Raw genomic sequence first — 15254 nt, 5'->3', positions numbered from 1 at the left:
GATCGTTATGCTGCTGAGCCTGCTGCAGACCATATCTCACGGTATTTACTCTATCGAGCTGCTTGAGTCTCGGAACTCAAGCGACCAGTTGCACAAGAACATGACCAAGACCATGTCCGGTTATGACGCACTGTGCAATCTGCTTGAAAAAGGGTAAGGAGGACCAGGCAACTGCTTTCTGGAAGCGCTACATGGAGCGCTCGCTCGACTTCCTCGATCGCACGAAGCTCTGAGAACGCAAGTTGGTGTCTAGCTCGGTGACTTCTGGTCCAGTATGAGTTGGCAGGCGGCAGCCTGAGCGGGCTGCCGCAATAGGCGTGGCTCAAATAGCGCCTACTTGGATTAACGTTTCAATGTCCTTTTCGTTGTAGCCCAGTATCTGGTCAAGTACCTCTCGGGTGTGCTGGCCAATTGTCGGTGGCGCCCTGTAGACGTCGACTGGCGTTTTGGACAGACGCATCGGGCTTGCCACTAGCGGTACTTTACCTGTGGTAGGGTGGGGGACTTCAAAAAACAGCTCTCGATGTTGAACTTGAGGGTCTTGTACCACTTCGTTGGCGCGATAGATCGGCGCTACCACGACCCCTCTGGCGACAAGGTCGTTGAACAGGTCTTGGGTTGAGCGTTGGCTAATTTTCTCTTCAAGCAGAGAAACCAGCAGGTTCTGGTTATCCACCCGGTTCTGGCGAGTGACGAATCGTGGGTCTTCTTTCAAGTCTTGCAGGTCAAGTGCGTCGCACAATTTTCGATAGTGGATTTCCGATCCGGCCTGGATATTCAAGTAGCCATCAGCACATTCGAACACTTGGGCTGGGGCTGAGCCGGGCGATTTGGTTCCCAGTCGTTCGGGGATCTTTCCTTCCAGCGTCCACTCTACGGTACGCGGCGCCATCGCTGCGACGCCTACGTCCAACAGAGCCAGATCGATGTACTGCCCGCCGCCACCGGCATCGCGATGGCGCAGGGCTGCCATGATCGCTACGCTTGCGTAGAGCCCTGTCATCTCATCAATGATGAATACTCCTACGCGTTGCGGACCACCGTCTGGATCTCCCGTCACAGCCATCATACCGCTCATACCCTGAAATGCTGCATCGTAGCCGGGTCGTTTGGCGTAAGGACCGCTCTGACCGAACCCTGTGATCGAGCAATACACAAGATGTGGGTTGATGGAAGACAGGCTGTCATAGTCAAGGCCGTAACGCACCAAGTCGCCCACCTTGTAATTCTCGATCAACACATCCGCATCCGCGACGAGTTTGCGGATGATTTCCTGGCCCTCGGGTTTGGTGATATCAACCGTAATGGAGCGTTTATTGCGATTGGAGCACAGGTAGTGACCGGACTCCGGAGTACGCTTGCCATCTGCGTCCACAGCAAAGGAGGGGCCGTAGGTTCGAATATCGTCTCCGCTGCCGGGTCTCTCGATTTTGATAACGTCGGCGCCAAGGTCGCCCAGTGTCTGGCCGCACCATGGCGCGGACACGATGCGCCCCAATTCAAGTACACGTAGACCGGCAAGCGACTTCGACATCGATTCGATTCCTGGAAATTTGAGTTATGGGCAGAGAATTCACTGCTTGTCATTAATGGTTAACTTGTATACCTATCTTTGTCAATGTGCTTGGATGGCGGTTTTCCGTCATGCGAGTCAATCTATTGCCAATGATATGTGAGCAATGTCATCAATCCGGTCCCAGCCGCCGTTTGGTGTCAGTCTGCGCAAGACGGTCGCATCTTTGCCTTTCAGCGCGCGGTGGTCGTGCTCACCTAGGCCCAGGTAGGTACCAGGTGTCCCCATGCTGCTTGGAAGCATGCGCACCCGTTCCAAGCCTTTGCGTACGCCTTGCCTGGTCATGATTGGCGCCAGCGCCAAGCCTTCGAACAGAACGCGGAATGCATCATGGCAGGACAACTGGAAATCCGTGCGGATTAGCGGGCCATGACGTTGCTCGTATTCATCCAGATAGCGCTGGCCAATAATGTTCCGCTCGTCATATACCGAGGTTCCGACCCAGCCATCCATCGCGCCTTGTGTTCTGGGGTCGCGTCCCGCACCCAAGCTGTTATTGCACACTACTGGAATCTGCCAGCCGGTCCGGCGGAGTGCGTGGCCGACCATGGCGGTTGTAATGGTCGTTGCAACTGCCAGGCTGTCAGGCTGGGAAGAGCGCAAGTTAGCGATCGCTTCGCACGTTCTGCCCAATGCGTCATGCCGAGGTCCGTCCTTGCGTAGCGGCATTGCAATTCGTTCTTCGGCAGTTATCCGAAGGCCCGCTTGCCTGCCCGCAATGCGCAGAAACTCGACGAATTCACCAGAGTGCCACATATCATCCCGCACGATGGCCATGCTGGATGCGCCCTGAGAGCGTAGCCAGTCAACCATGCGGTAGGCATCTTCGGGGCTGCTGCCCCAAGAAACACTGAAGCACCATTCGTTGGGGAAATAGGAGGTTGCAGTGGTGCTGAGCGTTGCAATGCCTTGGGTGTCGGCAAGCTCCCGAATCGCCATGGCGTTATCTGCAGCGGCAGGGCCAACGATGGCAACCACGCCCTCTCTTTCAAGGCGCTTCCAGGCGTCTATTACTGCTTGGGTTGAGCCGAAGGGCAGGCCGTCGGCTTCAACCTCAACAAACTCGATGTCGTGATCGAGCAGTTCGCAGCGCTGCGCCTGTTCCAGCGCGATTTGTCCACTGTTGCGCCAAACTTCAGGTGACAGCTGGGGTTCTGCTATGAGAATGCCGATCTTGAGCGTCATCAGTTGAGCCTCACGTAATTTGGTGTTGACAGCAATAGGCGACCGCGACCGCCTATTGCTGCAGGTGTAGCGACAGAAGGCCAGTGCGGGGCTAAGACAAGTCTTAGAAAGTGAATTGACCGCCGATTTCTGCAATGCTAAGTTAGTTATCTAGGTTATACAACACAACTGATTGTGCTACTTGGAGATGAGGCAATGACAAAGCATTCGGCTGCAAAGCGCACGGGGTCGCGTCTCGATATCCGCCATACCGCCGGCTTCCTCGGCGCAGAGGTTCGTGGGATTCAGCTTCGTGATGGGTTGGACAACGAGACGCTTGCTCACCTGAAAAGTCTGCTGTCTGAGCGCCTGGTCCTCTTCTTCCCTGAGCAACATTTGTCTATTCCTGAGCTCAAGGCCTTTGGCGGGCAGTGGGGAACGCTTGAGGTCGACGACTCCGCCGCCCATGTGCGTAGCGCCGAAGATCCAGAGGTTGTGGAGTTGAAGGCGTCTGTCGGTTACGTCGCGGATGTTTGGCACACCGATCTCACTCCAATGGCAAACCCGCCCTTTGGCTCGATTCTGAGTATGAAAGTACTTCCGGAGGCGGGCGGCGATACGATGTGGTCCAGCCAGTACGCGGCGTACGAGACCCTTTCGGCGCCCATTCGTGACCTTATCGATAACCTGACCGCCATTCACGAACACCCGCGGATGAGCGAAAGAAGTGAGCACCCGGTGGTGCTGGTTCACCCAGATACCGGTCGCCGTTGCCTGTTCGTCAATGCTCAGTACACCAAGCGGATTCCACAGCTTTCGCAAGCCGAAAGTGATGCGCTGTTGCGGGTGCTGTTCGAGCATTCCGTGCAACCGCCTTTCACCACTCGCCGGCGCTGGTCGGTCGGTGATATAGCCATTTGGGACAATCTCGCTTCGCAGCACTATGTGGTAAGCGATTTTACCGGTGAGCGAGTCATCCAGCGGGTCACGGTTAAGGGTGAGCGAGTCGCGCCATTGGCCAGTCGATACGCTGACTACAAACCCCAATGGAGTACGCTTTCCTCACGTAAGGACGCAGAAGCGATCGGGAAGAAGTAATTCACTTTTGTGTTGACTGAATGACTGCTCGCATCGTCAGTGCCTCTCAGGCTTTTGAGAGTGCGATTGTGCGGTGTCTTTGAATCTGGAATAAAGAGGTTTCCCCCGCATGACGCTCAAGATCGGCATCCTGGTATCCGAACCCCAACTTCCCTCTGAGGTATGGCGCAATTGCGCGATGATCGCTCTGGAGGATGCGCAACGGCGCGAAATACTCGATTACGACATCGAGTTCGTGGAGGCCGAGGCGGAAGGGCTGCCAACCGGCGACACCCAGTCGGTAACCGATGCATGGAAGCGCCTTGCCGATCAGGGCGTAGTGGCTATCGTCGGCCCTGCCGCGGCAGACAATGCCATGGCTGTGAAAGAAATGGCGGACGAATATAAAGTTCCGACCATCAGCATCACGGCTACCTCCTATGTCACCAGTGAATGGTGTTTTAGCGTGTCCTGGGGCAGTGGGCCGGAAGACGCGTTCCGCATGGTCGACTGGCTCAAGTCGCAGGGCGTGACCAGCATGGGAATTATCTGGGACACCATGTGGCACTCAGGAGAATTCGTCGAGTTTCTGCGTATCGCCGGTAAGCGCGCGGGCATTCGCATCACCTGCGAAGAACGTATCTCCATGCGCATTCGAGAAATGGGTACGCCGAGCGACTTGCAGATGCGTCAGGCGCGTGAAGCGATCTCCAACATCAGGGCAAGTGGTCCGCAAGCGTTGGCGGTGGCGACTGCCCTTGCAACTTCTGCGGTGGGGCGGGTGCTTAACGAAACCGACTGGGATGTACCTGTAGTCTGCAACACTAGCCTCGGCATCGGGCGCGGTCCGAAGGCGCAAGGGTCAATGGACGGATGGGTCGGTACCTCCGTCTATGACGAGCGCAATGTTGTGGGCGAGCGCTTCCTTAAAGAGTATGAGAAGCGCCATGGGGCGGTTTACCACACTGACTTCCAGTTGTCGTGCCACGATGCATTCCGTGTGCTGTTCGAGGGGCTGTCGCTGGCGCCCATCATGACCAGGCGCGGACTATGCGAAGGACTCGAAAAAATCCGAATGCTGCCCAGTGGCATGGGTGGGCCAGGTACCTACCTCGGCTTCGGCACATATGATCACCGAGCATTGAAAGGGAAGGATGCGATAGTGCTGCGCAAAATAATCCCAGGCGGGAAGTGGGAGCGTGTCGAAGGTATTGCACATGCCTCGCTTGCTACCGACTGACAATGCAATTAATTGGCAGTGTAGAAAGCAGTGGCGTCCCTGAGGTGCCACTGCTGTTTTGGTGACAAGTCGAATGAGCGAATAGCTAGTGGGGTGAAACGGTCTGGAACAATGCGATGAACGTTTCGAGTCGGGCAATCACCGCGCGAGCAGAATCCGCATATGTTTTACCTTCCAGCATTGCAGTTTTGTTGATGAACTGCATGAGGGAGAAGATGTAGTGGCTCCATATAGGAATCATATGTTTATCGATTTCTGGAAAACATTCGGCCAGGGTCGTCGAGATAGTGTTTTGCCAGATTACACCACGCAGCAACATTGCTGAACTCAGGCTTTCCGACTGCATCAACAGTTTATAAAGCAGTGGGCCGAGTTCTGAATACTCTTCCGCCCAGCGAGTGATGATGAACTCGGTCGCCGGCCTAATCCCATTGCCTTGCGGGGCTAATCTAACGAACTCAAGCAGGCGTGCATTCATTCCGTCGTAGATATCCGTGACGACTATTTCTTTGCTCGGAAAATGTCGAAAGAAAGTGCGAGAGGTCACGCCGATGGTTTCGACAATATCATTGACCGTGACGGCATCGTAACCACGCTCGATAAATAGCGAAATAGCCGCTTCACGCAACTGATCGGCAGCATTCTTCCGCGTGCGCAATTGTGCGCCCCGGCGAGCTTCTTCGATGGTTAGGCTGAGCCGGTTAGCTGATTTTGTCGGGGTCAAGTGGTGTGTCCGTAATAAACTGCGGTGTTCCGCTGGGTGGCACAGCCCGCAAGGCGGGCGTGATCGTAGGAGAACGGGCAGCATACAAGCATTTTTCTGGCAATACACAGATGCCTGAAGCTGTTCATGGGCTGACTTTAGCATGAAGGCTTGACTGATGTCAGCGTGTGACATATAAAGTCATTGCATGACATTTTCTGTGAGGCGATTCCAGCCTGAGGTCGTTCTTTGTTCCCGAAGGTGTTTGGATTGGTCGTGCAATAGCGACATTACAGATATAAGCAAGACATGTTCATCTAACAATAAGTATAAAGAGTAAGGTCGTCATGAACGCAAAGCGGCAGATCGATTTCAACCATCGAAGTCCTGGTTACGCGAAGAACTGGCGTGAAATGGCGCTAGATTTTCACGGTCAGCATGCACCGATTGCCTGGACCGATGCCTATGAGGGTTTCTGGGTTGTGGGTTCGCACAGCGCCTGCATTGAAATCCTTTCCGATTGGGAAACATTCACTTCTTTCAATGACCTGGAAGGCACCGGCAACGGCGGCCGTGGTCAAATTATTCCGCAGATGCCTTACCGCTTGGAGCTGGGCGAATCTGACCCTCCGCTGCATTCCCAGCGAAGAAACCTTGAAGCGCCATTCTTCACTCCAAAGCTGATTAGGCGTTGGGCTGCATTAGCTCAGCAGCATGTCGATGAGCAGATAGACAATGTCCTGGAAGCGGGACGCGCAGATATTGTTCGGGACGTGATTATGCCGACGGCGGCACGCACGACCCTGAAAATTGTCGGTTACGAAGGCAGCTGGGAGGAGGCCGGTGATGCGGCTCACAAAATGTCCTTCATCCCGCCGAATCATCCGGATTATCCCGCGGAAGCGCTCAAGCGGATGCGTGCCAACTTCCGCGAACAGTTTGTTGCCCGACGTAGTGAGCCTAGGGAAGACGTTATTTCGGCACTGGGTAAGGGGGCGGTTGACGGGCGAGGGCTGACCGAGGCCGAAGGTGAGAGCATGTTGAACGCGCTCGTGCTCGGTGGCTTCGACACGACCACCTCGATTGTTGCCAATGCGCTCACTTGGCTGCTTGAACATCCGGATGATCTGGCGCGTTTCCGTGATGACCCGACCATTCGCCGCAATGCCATCGAAGAGCTGTTGCGCTATTTCCCGCCGACTTCCGGTATGACCCGAACCGCAACACGCGACACCGTCGTGCTGGGTCAGCCCATTGCCAAGGGCGAGCGCCTGTATTGCTGGTTTGCTGCGGCAAATAACGACCCAGCTGTTTTCGAAAACAGCCAGGTTGTTGATTTTGAGCGAAAGAATGCGAGCCAGCACATTTCATTCAGCAGTGGTTCTCATCGCTGTCTTGGCGCTCCGCTGGCAAAGGCGGAGGCCGAAATTATGCTCGAAACGATCATCCGGCGCCTGATAGGTTTGCAAATCGTTGATAAGGAAGTGGTGCGCTATGCATCGGTAGGTTCGATCCTTGGCTTCGCCGATTTTCCCGTGACATTCGAAGCGCGCCATCCCAGCAGTGAGAACAGTGGTGCCGATTCGGTCCAAAGTGAGGTATGAAATGGTGAAGGTTGAATTTACTTCGTTTGACGGAAATACCGTGGTGGCGGAGGGGCGGCCCGGCCAGTCCGTTCTACAGGTCGCCATTCAGAACGGCGTGATGGGTATTTCGGGCGAATGCGGTGGCGTTCTTTCCTGCGCAACCTGTCACGTTTTTGTCAGCGACGACGACCTGAGCAAGGTCGAGCCGATGAGTGATGCCGAGGATGCCATGCTCGATGGAACAGCGATCGACAGGACTGCGAACTCTCGGTTGGCGTGCCAATTAAAGTTCATTAATGGACTGGATAGTCTTCGGGTCTCTACTCCTGAGTATCAAGAGTAGAGGTGCTCGTGGAGTACGGAATGAAGTGGACTATCAAGGACCGGTTTATTGCATACGTGGCCCGGTGTGCCGACGGTCGCTGCTCTGTTACCGATGGTGCACAGCGTCTAGATAGCGGCGAATTCCATTTCGCCTCATCCGCTAATGCCCCTGCTACAGGCTTGCCCGACGCATTGGAATTGCATTTTCAGGGCGATGTCCGCTTTGCCGCACACGGCGGAATGATGTTCGTGCGTGTTGCCGATCCCCACGTCTCAACCAACAAGTGTCGCGGCGTACTGTCCATCATTGCTGATCCACGCGCTGATGATACCCGGGTTGAGATAGCGAAATTCGATGTATCGGTCAGTCGTGTGGCCGGCGCGGCGGGTGTGACGGTTTTGGGTAGAAATGTGCGGTTGACCGCCAAGGGTGCACTAATCTTTGGCGGCGTTTACACGGAGGGTGAGCCCTTGAATGACTTCGCCGCACACGTCTGTCTTTCATCTTGAGTATGAGGAGCGAAGTTTTGTCTATACAGGAACCTGCTGTGTCGGAATCAATGCAAAGGCTTGCGGCGCTCGAAGAGGCTCGTCAGAGGGCCATAGGTTGGTTCAGTGCCCATGTTTCGGAGGATGGCATGCCGGCCGGCGCGGACAAGGGCAATGCCTGGTGGCGTGCACCCTGGGCGTTGTGTGTTGCGGGTGCTCCTCAACTGGCGTCTTCCATGCTTGGGTGGATTGAGCGTAACGCCCTGACCCCTGAGGGTGATCTGCGTGATGGGTGTTTTGGAGGCGGTGGTGCCGACTCTCCCGTATACCTTCTGTCGCCAATCGCAATCGCCGCTCAGTTATTGGCGCGATACGATATTGCCGACAAAGTGATGCGCAGAACTAAAGATTTCTGGGATCCTCAGACAGGTGGCGTTTTCGAGTTCAGGGACCCAGGCGCCGATCCTATTCAGGATATGCTCAAGACTTGCCAGTTGGGTGTATCAGCTTTGGCAGTGGGTGACGTATCCGTGCTGGAAGGAATCTACAATTGGCTGCGCACCCATCTGGATGCACAAGCCGAGTTACCCGAACGGCTTTATACCACCAGCCGCAATGGCCATCCGGTGTCCGAACTAAACGACAGGGAACGCTTCGCCCGCTGCGTCGAATTTAACAAGCCCCGGCAAGCCTATTTCTATCCTGGAATCGCGGCTGCATTCCTGGCTGGTTACTACCAGAAAACCGGTAATCATGAAGCGCTGAAACTGGCTGATCGTTATCTCGCGCTGAATGAAAACGGTACCTTCGAGCAGTTCACAGACACTGGTTCAGTGCAGATTTGCAAGTTCGGTTGGGGCGTAGCGGCGATGTACAGTGCTCAGCCTACCGAGTATCGCCTTCGCTGGTTGAATGAAATGGCTGATTGGTTCATCTCGCGACAGGAACCGGACGGCTCGTGGGCACCATCTTCTTTCATGACTCCAGCCCCAGGCTTGAATGATTATTTTTGGAAAACGGCTGAGCACCTGATGGAACTTTCCTATATCGAGTGTGCTCTGCGGCAATCCAGAGTTCAGGGTTGAATGTAAGTAATCACTGAATATGATCAAAAAAAGTCCCCACGGGACTTTTTTTTTTGACGCGCGTTAAGAAGGTCAGTGCTTCTCTCAAGACTACTGCTTATAAAAATAAAAGGTCATAGTGATGAAGGTTCTTATAGTTCCTGCGGTTGAGGTGATGGGGCGGCTGAGCTTCCCTATGAAGTTTCTACTCATGGTGGCGCTTTTTCTCGGACCCATGACACTGGCCGGTGGGTATCTAATAATGGGCTCTTATGAGCATTATCAGGCTAATCTGATTGAGCTCAACAGCTTGGATACACTTCGAAACGCACTGACATTGCGACAGAACATGGAGCGCTACGACAGCCTGCTGTCGATTCTTGAAAAAACCGGGCTCTCGCAACAGGATCCTGAACTGAACCGACAATGCGAGGAAGCAGGCAAAGCCCTTATTGCAATGCTGGGTCAATGGCACAGCCCTGGCTTTAATGCAAAGCAGGATGCGGAGCTGAACGGGCTACGCGAACAAATACTTACCGAATTGCAAAGCGCGCAGAGCGAATCTGTACCTGGCAAGCGTCTGGCGGCGGTGAAGCGGCAGTTGGTCAATTCGCAACTCCTGATCAATGGGCTGGTGTCAGCCTCTGGACTGGAAATTGATTCCGACCGCGATACTCGAAAACTTGTTGACCTGTTGGCGCAGTTTACCGGAAATGTCACGAGCACCCTGAATCAGGGAAGGGTGATAGGGGGATACACTTTCGCTCGATCAAGCTTCAGCTCGTCGGACGCAGCTGGGCTTCAGGGACTAATGCAAGAGCTGGATAAGTCTTATACTGCTTATGGTTTGAAAATCGAAGATGCTATCAGTGATGCTGCAGTCCAGAGTGAAGTGCGTCAACAAGCTCTGGCTAGCCGCGATGCGGTGAAGGAGTCTGCTGAGTTGTTGGAGGAGAAGTTACTGTTCTCCACTGACTACAGCGCGCCGTGGCGCATCTTCTATCTAGAATTTTCGGAAAAGATAGACAAGACTTATGAGTTTTCTGACACAGCTATCAATTTTCTGGGAAAACAGTTGAGTGGCGACTTGCAGGCGGCCAAGTCCAATATGATTGCGCTCGTGAGCGCGCTGCTGATTGAATTGCTGCTGGTTGTTTACCTGTATATCGGATTCTACGCGTCGATAAAAAAAGCAATCACCGATCTCAATTCTGCCATGGCCAAAGTGTCTACGGGCAATATGACGGTGGTCGTGGATAAGGCAGGTCGGGACGAACTGAGTGAATTGGCAGGTCGCTTCAATGAGATGGTTGGTCGAGTGCGTACACTCATCCAGCATGTGGACCAGACCATTACGGATGTCGCCACCCAGGCTGTCCAGGTTGAGTCTATCTCGGGGCAAAGCAGCCAGGCCGTTTCGGCGCAGCGAAGTCAGATCGAGCAGGTATCTACCGCCATGACCCAGATGTCAGCCACAGTGCGAGAGGTCGCACTTAGCGCACGAACAGCAGTGGGAAGTGCTAATGACGTTAACCGGGAGACATTATCGGGGCAGGCACTTATCGAAGCTCAGGTGCAGAGCATCAATGGTTTGGCTGAAGAAATTGCGCAGTCCGCTCATGCTATCGACAGGCTGGCGAGCGACAGTGCGGCCATCGGGACGGTGCTGGACGAAATCAAGAGTATTGCCGAGCAAACCAACCTCTTGGCGCTTAACGCGGCTATCGAAGCGGCGCGCGCCGGAGAGCAAGGGCGCGGCTTCGCGGTGGTAGCTGACGAGGTCCGGCACCTTGCTCGAAGGACGCAACAGTCAACTGAAGAAATTGAGAAAATGATTGAGCGGGTGCAGCCTGCTGTCGAGGAAGCGGTCAAGACAATGAGCACTAGTCGCCAAATGGTCGATAGGACGGTGAGCCATAGCGCTCAGGTCAAATGCTCGTTGCAGAGCATTCTTGGGGCGGTGGGCATTATTGTCGACCAGAATCAGCAAATCGCGGCAGCGTCTGGACAGCAGGCGGTGGTGGCACAGAGTATCGATCAAAACATCGTGGAGATTCGTTTGGCGAGTGACCGCACATTTGGTGGTGCAAGTCGCGCCGAAGAGTCCAGTCGCGAGCTTTCTACTCTGGTTACTCAACTCCGGAAGCTGGTGGCTGCCTTTAAGGTATGAAGCTTTGCTGTCTCATGGAGTACCTGGAAGTAATTCAACGCGTGCAGGCTTTTGTGGAGGTAACCGTAGCCGTTTCAGCGGGCGAGTACTTCGTCGATGAATCGTGTCATGTAGGCGATCACCTTGGCGCAGGCAGGTGATCGCCCAATGAGCTGCGCAAAACCGTGCGTTTCTACAGGGAATGCTTGAAGGTAACGTCAATCCCAGCCTCTACCAGGCGTGCGGCATACGCCTGACCTTGATCGCGCTGGGTGTCAAAGCCGGCGGTGGCGATGAAGGTGGCAGGGAGATTTGCAAAAGTTTCTGCCCTCAATGGCGAGACATCCGGGTGGGACCGAAGCGAATCTTGGGGCAGGTATTGGTTCCAATACCTTTTCATCGGATCGTGTTACGCAGGCTGGTCGATTCTCCTATTTCTCTTGGAAATCAGCGTAGGTCAGCGGATACAAAAGAATTTGCGTTGCGCCGGAGGCGGTGTTGCTGTCGCGTCGGCGTCGTGCTACGACGGCCGCAGTGTTTGCACCTGTACCATCTCCTGCAAGCAGGATAGGCCAATTCGACTCGCTCACCTTGAAACCTGAAACTCTTCCACCCTGTTCGGCGGCCCAAGCGAGAGCTGCTTCGACGTCGTCGATTGGAGCAGGGAAGAGGTGATGGGGGGCCTGCCGGTAATTGATCATCAGCACTGCGCATTCGACATAATCAGCTATCGCCCATCTGCTAGGTAAATGCTTCTGTCGGTATATGTTGCACGATCAGACAAAGCGCAAGGACTGAGATAGACGATTCGCTTGGCACGGAGTCAGGGTGAGTCCTCGAACTCTTATCGCACCTGCACCCGAATCCAATCGGGCTACTTTAGCGTCTCCTCGGTGGGCAGGATCTTCACCGGGATACGTGCGGGATTTTCGGCTCTGCGCAGCTTTACCTCGGTGATTTAGTTAGCCGGCCTACCGGCAACTGAGTTGTCTATCTGCATGCTCGATGCCCTCGCTTCGACTTGGCCTTTGGGCTTTAACGGCCCGTGAATGAAGGTTTCTGTCTACTCAGAAAGGCGCGGATTCCAGTGCTGAAGTCCTGGGACTGAGTGCAAGCACAGAAACTTTCCCGTTCGGCATCCAACTGCTGTTTGAGCGTTGCCTGCGACGACTCCCGTACCAGGCGTTTGGTCTGCCCCAGAGCAAATGTTGGGGCAACGGCGAGCTTCTGTGCCATGGCTTCACAGGCATCTTGGAGTTGCTCGGCAGGATGCACGCGGTTGATTACGCGCAGCTGAAGCGCCTCGGCTGCATCGAACGGCTCGCTAAGCAATAGCAGTTCTAGGCTCTTGTTTATGCCCACCAGGCGCGGCAGATGCCAGGATGCCGAAGCGTCGGGACTGGTGCCGATACCGGTGTAGGCCAGGTTGAAACGGGTGCCTTCGGCGGCTAGGATAAAGTCACTGGCAAGTGCCAGGCTGACCCCGGCTCCGGCGACCATGCCATGTACGCCAGCCACTACCGGCAACGGCAATTGCGTCATCAGTTCGATGGCTTCATGCAACGGATCAATCAGTGCGCGGGCCTTGTCGGCAGTAGCGCCATCCAGATAGCTCAGATCACCACCGGCGCAGAAAGCACGGCCAAGCCCGTTGATCAGCACCACCCGAATATCGGTATTGATGGCGATTTCCTGCATTGCTTGCAAAAAACCTTGTGCCAGATCGACGGTCAAGGCGTTAAGTGCCTCAGGCCGGTTCAAACTGACGCGGGCAATAGCGCCGTCGATAGCCAGTAGCACGCTGCGATTTTCTGCGGTCATGGAGGTGTCCTGTTCTTGGGATGTGATACGTGGCTAGTGCCCTTGGGATGGAAAAGGGCGGTTGTATGAAGTATCAAGATGGGGAAAGACCTTGGATTGCAGGGCGCCGTATAGGACCCCCGTCGCCATGTCGATTAGCAACGTGCTGCGGGGGAGAGCGGTTGAGCCACTCTGTTCCAGCCAGGCTGGCAGATTGTTCAGCAACGCGACCAGGACCGTAGGAATGGTGGTTTGTAGCGCGGCGTTCTCGGTGTCGAGCAATTGGCCCAGCAGCGTGGAAAGGTGTTCCTCGTATTGCCGTCGCAGCAGCAGGATTTCTTCCCGATGCTGTTTGCTCAAACAGTTGAATTCGTGCTCGGCGAGCCGGAAGTGCAGGCGTTTGTCTTCATGCAGTTGAAGATGGGCCTGCATGATCCGCAGCATCGCCCTTTCCGGTCGGTCGCTGTCGACTCGAAACTCCACCACTAGGTCGAGCAGATCTAGATAGACCGACTCGATCAGCTCGAAGAGCAGCAGCTCCTTGCTTTCGATATGGTTGTAGATAGAGCCCGGGCTGATGCCAAGGTCGTTGGCCAGGTCGCGCATGCTGACATGGCTGAAGCCTTGGCTGGCAAACAACTCGAGGGCGATACGGCGAGTCTGATCGTAGCGTGAGTCGCGCCGCTGAGGCGGCAGAGCAGAACAGATCTCTGTGTTCGATGAGGTCAGTGCATTAGGCATGCTGTCTCCTGACACGCGAAGGTGTCGTACAGGCTGCTGAAGTGAACCGCCGAAATGGATCAGGCTCGCGCCTCAGCGATGAGGGTCTTGAAGGGCACTTTTTCGTTCGTCAGAGCTTGCGGGTTCAACCGAGCCCTTTCGGCCACCAGCTTCTTGGAAAGGATAAATTCCTGGGGTTTGTTGACGGCGTCGACGGAGAGCAAATGCCCATCTTTGAAGTAGAAAACGGCAAAAGAGCGGGTGTTTGGGTCGCTCAGATCGCCGCGTACCACGAACTCATCAAACCCTTCCGAGAGCCCGACCATCTGTAGTTTCAAGTCGTACTGGTCCGACCAGAACCAGGGCACCGAGTGGTAAGGCACCTTGTTGCCCAGCAAGGTGTTTGCCGCAACCTTTCCCTGCTCCATCGCATTGGGAACAGACTCAAGGCGCACCCGTCTGCCCAGATATTGACTCGGATGGTTGGTGCAGTCGCCAGCGGCGACGATATCGGGATCGGATGTGCAGGCGTATTCGTCGACGATCACACCATTGTTCACCACCAGGCCGGCGGATTCGGCGAGCTCGGTATTGGCGATCAAACCGATGCCGACCACCACCAGGTCTGCCTCGATTCGGCTGCCATCCGTCAGGTGCACGTGGGTGATTCGTTCGCCGCCTTCGAGTCCGGCGACCTGTGCGCCGGTGCGTAGGTCCACGCCGGCTTCACGGTGCACTCGCTCGAAAAATGCAGAAACTTCCGGGATGGTCACGCGTGCCAGTACTCGTGGCAAGCCTTCCAATACAGTGACCTGAAGGCCGAGCTTGAGCGCGACGGAGGCAGTTTCCAAGCCAATAAAACCACCACCGATAATTACCATGCGGGCGCCAGGCTTGGAGCTGGCGCGAATACGCTCGATATCGTCGATAGTGCGCAACAGGAAGACATTGGGGCGATCAGCACCCTCCAGCGGCAACGGGCGCGCCCGGCCGCCGGTGGCGATCACCAATTTGTGGTAGGGAATGGAGCGGCCGTCTTCCAGGTTGACCTGCTTGTGTTCGCGGTCTATATGGGTAGCTGGTACGCCCCCGACAAATTCGATCTTAGCCTTTTCCAGGCTGGCAAGAGGTACCACGTACAGCTCTTCGGCGCTCACCAGGCCCGCGTAGTAGGCCTTGGATAGCGGCGGGCGGCGATAGGGAACATGAGGCTCGTCGCCAATCATGGTCACGCGCCCGGTGTATCCGAGTTTGCGGAGTTCGCTTGCCACCTCGCCACCGGCCTGACCGGCGCCTAGTATGACGATACCTGCTGCTTCGCTCATGTTGCCTCCAGGCAATCCTGACTACTGACGGAGTTCTTGT

Annotated in this window: 15 protein-coding genes and 1 pseudogene; 8 read left to right on the top strand and 8 right to left on the bottom strand. The window is 55.3% G+C overall.

The features are described from left to right. Positions 1 to 322: 322 nt before the first annotated feature. Positions 323 to 1534: a CaiB/BaiF CoA-transferase family protein gene (locus HNR03_RS01270; protein WP_259150225.1), complete on the bottom strand. Its 1212-nt coding sequence runs from the start codon at positions 1532 to 1534 to the stop codon at positions 323 to 325. Positions 1535 to 1651: 117 nt separating this feature from the next. Then, positions 1652 to 2758 (bottom strand): ABC transporter substrate-binding protein, encoded by a 1107-nt coding sequence (locus tag HNR03_RS01265; protein ID WP_259150223.1) that lies wholly within the window; start codon positions 2756 to 2758, stop codon positions 1652 to 1654. A 195-nt stretch (positions 2759 to 2953) separates the two neighbouring features. On the opposite strand from HNR03_RS01265, the gene HNR03_RS01260 reads away from it, so the two are divergent. Together HNR03_RS01260 and HNR03_RS01255 are read left to right on the top strand one after the other, a co-directional pair. Next, on the top strand, positions 2954 to 3835 hold the full coding sequence (locus tag HNR03_RS01260) for a TauD/TfdA family dioxygenase (RefSeq protein WP_259150222.1): 882 nt from the start codon (positions 2954 to 2956) through the stop codon (positions 3833 to 3835). A 109-nt stretch (positions 3836 to 3944) separates the two neighbouring features. After that, on the top strand, positions 3945 to 5054 hold the full coding sequence (locus tag HNR03_RS01255) for an ABC transporter substrate-binding protein (protein WP_259150219.1): 1110 nt from the start codon (positions 3945 to 3947) through the stop codon (positions 5052 to 5054). Between the two features lie 85 nt (positions 5055 to 5139). On the opposite strand, the gene HNR03_RS01250 is transcribed toward HNR03_RS01255, so the two are convergent. Continuing rightward, entirely contained in the window at positions 5140 to 5778 is a 639-nt protein-coding gene (locus tag HNR03_RS01250) for a TetR/AcrR family transcriptional regulator (protein ID WP_259150218.1), read from the bottom strand. Positions 5779 to 6104: 326 nt separating this feature from the next. Between HNR03_RS01250 and HNR03_RS01245 the strand changes: the two genes are divergently transcribed. The 6 genes and pseudogenes from HNR03_RS01245 (at position 6105) to HNR03_RS31845 (ending at position 11390) form a co-directional block, all read left to right on the top strand. After that, positions 6105 to 7361, top strand: a complete 1257-nt coding sequence (locus HNR03_RS01245) for a cytochrome P450 (protein ID WP_259150217.1) — start codon at positions 6105 to 6107, stop codon at positions 7359 to 7361. Between the two features lies 1 nt (position 7362). After that, positions 7363 to 7686 carry a (2Fe-2S)-binding protein gene (locus HNR03_RS01240; RefSeq protein WP_259150216.1) on the top strand — a complete coding sequence of 108 codons (324 nt, stop codon included), beginning with the start codon at positions 7363 to 7365 and terminating at the stop codon, positions 7684 to 7686. A gap of 20 nt (positions 7687 to 7706) precedes the next feature. Then, the gene (locus HNR03_RS01235; RefSeq protein ID WP_259150214.1) at positions 7707 to 8177 is read left to right on the top strand and encodes an HtaA domain-containing protein; all 471 of its coding nucleotides are present in this window, start codon (positions 7707 to 7709) and stop codon (positions 8175 to 8177) included. Between the two features lie 17 nt (positions 8178 to 8194). Further along, positions 8195 to 9241: a hypothetical protein gene (locus HNR03_RS01230; protein ID WP_259150213.1), complete on the top strand. Its 1047-nt coding sequence runs from the start codon at positions 8195 to 8197 to the stop codon at positions 9239 to 9241. 121 nt (positions 9242 to 9362) lie between these two features. Further along, positions 9363 to 10532: pseudogene (locus tag HNR03_RS31850) on the top strand (HAMP domain-containing protein); the annotation flags it as partial. Continuing rightward, positions 10527 to 11390 carry a methyl-accepting chemotaxis protein gene (locus HNR03_RS31845; protein ID WP_405046044.1) on the top strand — a complete coding sequence of 288 codons (864 nt, stop codon included), beginning with the start codon at positions 10527 to 10529 and terminating at the stop codon, positions 11388 to 11390. The pseudogene HNR03_RS31850 and the gene HNR03_RS31845, both read left to right, overlap by 6 nt. A gap of 172 nt (positions 11391 to 11562) precedes the next feature. On the opposite strand, the gene HNR03_RS31840 is transcribed toward HNR03_RS31845, so the two are convergent. The 5 genes from HNR03_RS31840 to HNR03_RS01205 form a co-directional block, all read right to left on the bottom strand. Beyond that, the gene (locus HNR03_RS31840; RefSeq protein ID WP_405046031.1) at positions 11563 to 11769 is read right to left on the bottom strand and encodes an alpha/beta hydrolase fold domain-containing protein; all 207 of its coding nucleotides are present in this window, start codon (positions 11767 to 11769) and stop codon (positions 11563 to 11565) included. 31 nt (positions 11770 to 11800) lie between these two features. Continuing rightward, entirely contained in the window at positions 11801 to 12100 is a 300-nt protein-coding gene (locus HNR03_RS31835) for an alpha/beta hydrolase fold domain-containing protein (protein WP_405046043.1), read from the bottom strand. A gap of 304 nt (positions 12101 to 12404) precedes the next feature. Further along, positions 12405 to 13190 (bottom strand): enoyl-CoA hydratase/isomerase family protein, encoded by a 786-nt coding sequence (locus HNR03_RS01215; RefSeq protein WP_259150211.1) that lies wholly within the window; start codon positions 13188 to 13190, stop codon positions 12405 to 12407. Positions 13191 to 13223: 33 nt separating this feature from the next. Continuing rightward, entirely contained in the window at positions 13224 to 13910 is a 687-nt protein-coding gene (locus tag HNR03_RS01210) for a TetR/AcrR family transcriptional regulator (RefSeq protein ID WP_259150209.1), read from the bottom strand. A 59-nt stretch (positions 13911 to 13969) separates the two neighbouring features. Beyond that, entirely contained in the window at positions 13970 to 15214 is a 1245-nt protein-coding gene (locus HNR03_RS01205; protein WP_259150208.1) for an NAD(P)/FAD-dependent oxidoreductase, read from the bottom strand. Positions 15215 to 15254 lie beyond the last annotated feature (40 nt).

This window comes from Pseudomonas sp. JAI111 (genome assembly GCF_024809425.1).
GTDB lineage: Bacteria > Pseudomonadota > Gammaproteobacteria > Pseudomonadales > Pseudomonadaceae > Aquipseudomonas.
Note: the sequence above shows the minus strand (reverse complement) of the source record. Positions and strands in the feature narration are given on the sequence as shown.

Bases quoted from the DNA above. Each gene is read 5' to 3' on its own strand.
- HNR03_RS01270 (WP_259150225.1), bottom strand. From the start codon at position 1,534: ATGTCGAAGTCGCTTGCCGGTCTACGTGTACTTGAATTGGGGCGCATC.
- HNR03_RS01265 (WP_259150223.1), bottom strand. From the start codon at position 2,758: ATGACGCTCAAGATCGGCATTCTCATAGCAGAACCCCAGCTGTCACCT.
- HNR03_RS01260 (WP_259150222.1), top strand. From the start codon at position 2,954: ATGACAAAGCATTCGGCTGCAAAGCGCACGGGGTCGCGTCTCGATATC.
- HNR03_RS01255 (WP_259150219.1), top strand. From the start codon at position 3,945: ATGACGCTCAAGATCGGCATCCTGGTATCCGAACCCCAACTTCCCTCT.
- HNR03_RS01245 (WP_259150217.1), top strand. From the start codon at position 6,105: ATGAACGCAAAGCGGCAGATCGATTTCAACCATCGAAGTCCTGGTTAC.
- HNR03_RS01240 (WP_259150216.1), top strand. From the start codon at position 7,363: ATGGTGAAGGTTGAATTTACTTCGTTTGACGGAAATACCGTGGTGGCG.
- HNR03_RS01235 (WP_259150214.1), top strand. From the start codon at position 7,707: ATGAAGTGGACTATCAAGGACCGGTTTATTGCATACGTGGCCCGGTGT.
- HNR03_RS31845 (WP_405046044.1), top strand. From the start codon at position 10,527: ATGGTTGGTCGAGTGCGTACACTCATCCAGCATGTGGACCAGACCATT.
- HNR03_RS31840 (WP_405046031.1), bottom strand. From the start codon at position 11,769: ATGAAAAGGTATTGGAACCAATACCTGCCCCAAGATTCGCTTCGGTCC.
- HNR03_RS01215 (WP_259150211.1), bottom strand. From the start codon at position 13,190: ATGACCGCAGAAAATCGCAGCGTGCTACTGGCTATCGACGGCGCTATT.
- HNR03_RS01210 (WP_259150209.1), bottom strand. From the start codon at position 13,910: ATGCCTAATGCACTGACCTCATCGAACACAGAGATCTGTTCTGCTCTG.
- HNR03_RS01205 (WP_259150208.1), bottom strand. From the start codon at position 15,214: ATGAGCGAAGCAGCAGGTATCGTCATACTAGGCGCCGGTCAGGCCGGT.